The sequence below is a fragment of the Helicobacter salomonis genome, assembly GCF_900197775.1.
GTDB classification, from domain to species: domain Bacteria; phylum Campylobacterota; class Campylobacteria; order Campylobacterales; family Helicobacteraceae; genus Helicobacter; species Helicobacter salomonis.
Map to the genome: position 1 here is coordinate 1 of NZ_FZMA01000027.1, position 3,145 is coordinate 3,145.

General features: G+C 47.8%; 2 protein-coding genes. Both read left to right on the top strand.

Annotated elements, in window-relative coordinates:
* Nucleotides 1–1,400, top strand: a 1,400-nt coding sequence (locus tag C6H04_RS05200; RefSeq protein ID WP_104732525.1) for a DNA translocase FtsK, incomplete at its 5' end; no start/stop codon positions are given.
* Between the two features lie 54 nt (nt 1,401–1,454).
* Nucleotides 1,455–3,059 carry an ABC-F family ATP-binding cassette domain-containing protein gene (locus C6H04_RS05205; RefSeq protein WP_104696377.1) on the top strand — a complete coding sequence of 535 codons (1,605 nt, stop codon included), beginning with the start codon at nt 1,455–1,457 and terminating at the stop codon, nt 3,057–3,059.
* The last annotated feature ends 86 nt before the right edge of the window (nt 3,060–3,145 follow it).

Below are 3,145 nucleotides of genomic sequence, written 5' to 3' on the forward strand. Positions count from 1 at the left end.
CTCCTGCATCTTCCTTTAAAGTCAAGGTAACGCCCTACCACCCCCCCACACAGCCCCCCCAAAACAACCCGGCTCCTCCACCTCAAAACTACGGGGTGGAACTCGCGCCAAGAACTTCCACACCTTCTACGCCCATGGGGGCTTATATGGATTTACTCCAACAACGCCGATCCTTGCAGAGTTCAGAAATCCCTCAAGAATTCCCTCCAACTCCCCAAAATGCCCCCAAAGATTCTAATCCTCCCCAAAGTGCCTCTACACTGCCCAGCACAAACTTGCTCAATTCTCCCACTCCTCCTAAACACACCCCTGATCAAATCCAAACACAGGCGCAAAATCTCTTGAGCAAACTACGCATGTTCAAAATTGAGGGAGAGATTGTGCGCACCTGTGTAGGGCCAGTGGTGAGCACCTTTGAGTTCCGCCCTGCCACGCATGTTAAAGTGAGTAAAATTATGGGACTCTCTGATGACTTGGCAATGGCGTTGTGCGCCCAATCCATGCGCATCCATGCTCCCATTCAGGGTAGAGATGTGATGGGATTTGAAATTGCTAGAGATACAAGTGATCCCATTTGCTTAAGAGAAATCCTAGAAGACCCCATTTTTAGTCAAACCCCCTATCAACTCGCTCTAGCTTTAGGCAAGGACACACGCGGGGAGGTTTTTGTGCTGGATTTAGCCACCTTACCCCACTTGCTCATTGCAGGCACGACTGGGAGTGGAAAGAGTGTGGGGTTACACGCCATGTTACTCTCCCTGCTCTATAAAAACACACCCGCACAACTCCGCTTGCTCATCATCGATCCTAAACGCGTAGAATTTAGCACTTACGCGGATATTCCCCACCTCATCACGCCCATTCTCACCGACCCCACCCAAGCCATCAGCGCACTTAAAAGTGCGGTGCAGGAGATGGAACGGCGCTACACCTGCATGGGTGCTTTGCGTGTCAAGAATTTGGAGGGTTATAATGCCAAAAACGCGGAGAAACTACCCTTTTTGGTGATTGTGATTGACGAATTAGCCGATTTAATGATGGTAGGAGGCAGGGAAGTCGAAGCTCCCATTATCCGCATTGCCCAAATGGGGCGCGCGTGCGGAATTCATCTCATCATCGCCACCCAACGCCCCAGCGTGGATGTGCTTACCGGACTTCTTAAAACTAATTTGCCCACAAGATTGAGCTTTAAAGTGGGGTCTAAAATCGATTCGCGCATTATCTTAGATGGCGATGGAGCACAAAATCTCTTAGGGAAAGGGGATATGCTGTTGATGCAAAATAACCAGCTACAACGCCTACATGCCCCCTACACCACAGAGGAAGAGATCGATAGAGTTACCGACTTCCTGCGCGCCCAACAAGCCACACACTATGATCCAAGTTTTGCACAAACTTAAAAAGGCAAGTTTTCATGTAAAGTAGTTATACTTGGGACAAAAACTAGGATCATCATGTTACAAGCCACCCAAGTTAGCATGCGCTATGCCACCAAAAAGCTCTTTGAAAATGTCAATCTCAAATTAGACGCGCACAAACGCTACGGACTCATCGGAGCCAATGGGGCGGGCAAGAGCACCTTTTTAAAGATTTTAGCTAGGGAAATTGAGCCCAGCGGTGGAGAGATTAGCCTAGGTTCAGGGTTAAAGCTGGGAGTTTTGGGTCAAGATCAATATGCCTTTGAAGAGTTTAGCTTAAAAGATGCGGTGCTCATGGGCAATAAAACCCTCTATGACGCGCTTAAGGAAAAAGAAAAGCTCTATGCAAACGCGGATTTGAGTGATGATAAGGTCAATGTCCGTTTAGCTGAGCTAGAGATGATCTGCGTGCAAGAAGACCCGCTTTATGAATGTGAAGTGGTGGTGGAAAAAATCTTAGAGGATTTGGGTATTCCTGCTAATCGGCACAATGACTTGATGCAAAGCCTGCCCAGTAGTGATAAATTCAAAATCCTCTTAGCTCAAGTGTTGTTTCCTAAGCCCGATGTTTTGCTCCTAGATGAGCCCACCAATAACCTAGATTTAAACGCGATCGCTTGGCTAGAAGAGAATCTCAAACGCCATGAAGGCACGATGGTGATCATCAGCCACGATCGCCACTTTTTAAACGCCGTGTGCACGCACATTTTAGATTTGGATTTTAACACCCTGCGGGAATTTAGCGGCAATTATGACGATTGGTATATCGCCTCCACTCTCATAGCCAAGCAAAAGGAAGCCGAACGCAATAAAAAGCTCAAGGAAAAAGAGGAGCTAGAACGCTTCATTGCGCGCTTTTCAGCTAATGCGAGTAAAGCGCGCCAAGCTACTAGCCGCCAAAAGCAATTAGAAAAGCTGGATATTCAAAGTATTGAGGTTTCAAGTCGGCGCGATCCCAGCATTCTCTTTAAGCCCCACCGTGCCATTGGCAATGAAGCCCTAGAGTGCAGCCAAATTTCTAAATCCTATGGGGATTTGGTGGTGCTTAAGAATGTCAGTCTTAAAATCGCCCCAAAGGATAAAATCGCTTTGATCGGACCTAATGGGGTGGGCAAGAGCACGCTGTGTAAAATCTTGGTCGAGGAGTTAGCCCCGGATAGTGGGAGTGTGAAATGGGGTGCGACCACGCAGAGGGGCTATTTTCCTCAAGATGTGAGCGAGAGCATTCAAGGGGAGGAGAGTTTGTATCAATGGCTTTTTAACTTCAATAAAAAGATTGAGAGTGGAGAGGTGCGTAACGCTTTAGGGCGCATGCTTTTTAGTGGGGCGGAGCAAGAAAAGAGTGTGAGTGCTTTAAGTGGGGGGGAGAAGCACCGCATGGTTTTATCCAAGATCATGCTAGAGCGGGGCAATTTTTTGGTGCTGGATGAGCCCACCAACCATTTAGACCTAGAGGCGATCATCGCGCTGGGCGAGGCGTTGTATAAGTTTGAGGGAGCGGTGATTTGTGTCAGCCACGATCGCGAACTTATTAGCGCGTATGCTAATCGCATTATTGAGCTCATCCCCACCAATAAGGGCGCAAAAGTGGTGGATTTTAAAGGCAGTTATGAGGAGTATTTAACGAGCAAGGGGGTTTGACGGATCTCTTTTTACCCCCCACCCCCTAGCTTTAGTTGTGGGGCTAGTTAGTCAATATCATCTTGTACAACACTTTGTATGATAGC

What these genes read in the sequence shown, in the direction of transcription:
- C6H04_RS05205 (WP_104696377.1), top strand. Translation starts at nt 1,455, where the DNA reads ATGTTACAAGCCACCCAAGTTAGCATGCGCTATGCCACCAAAAAGCTC.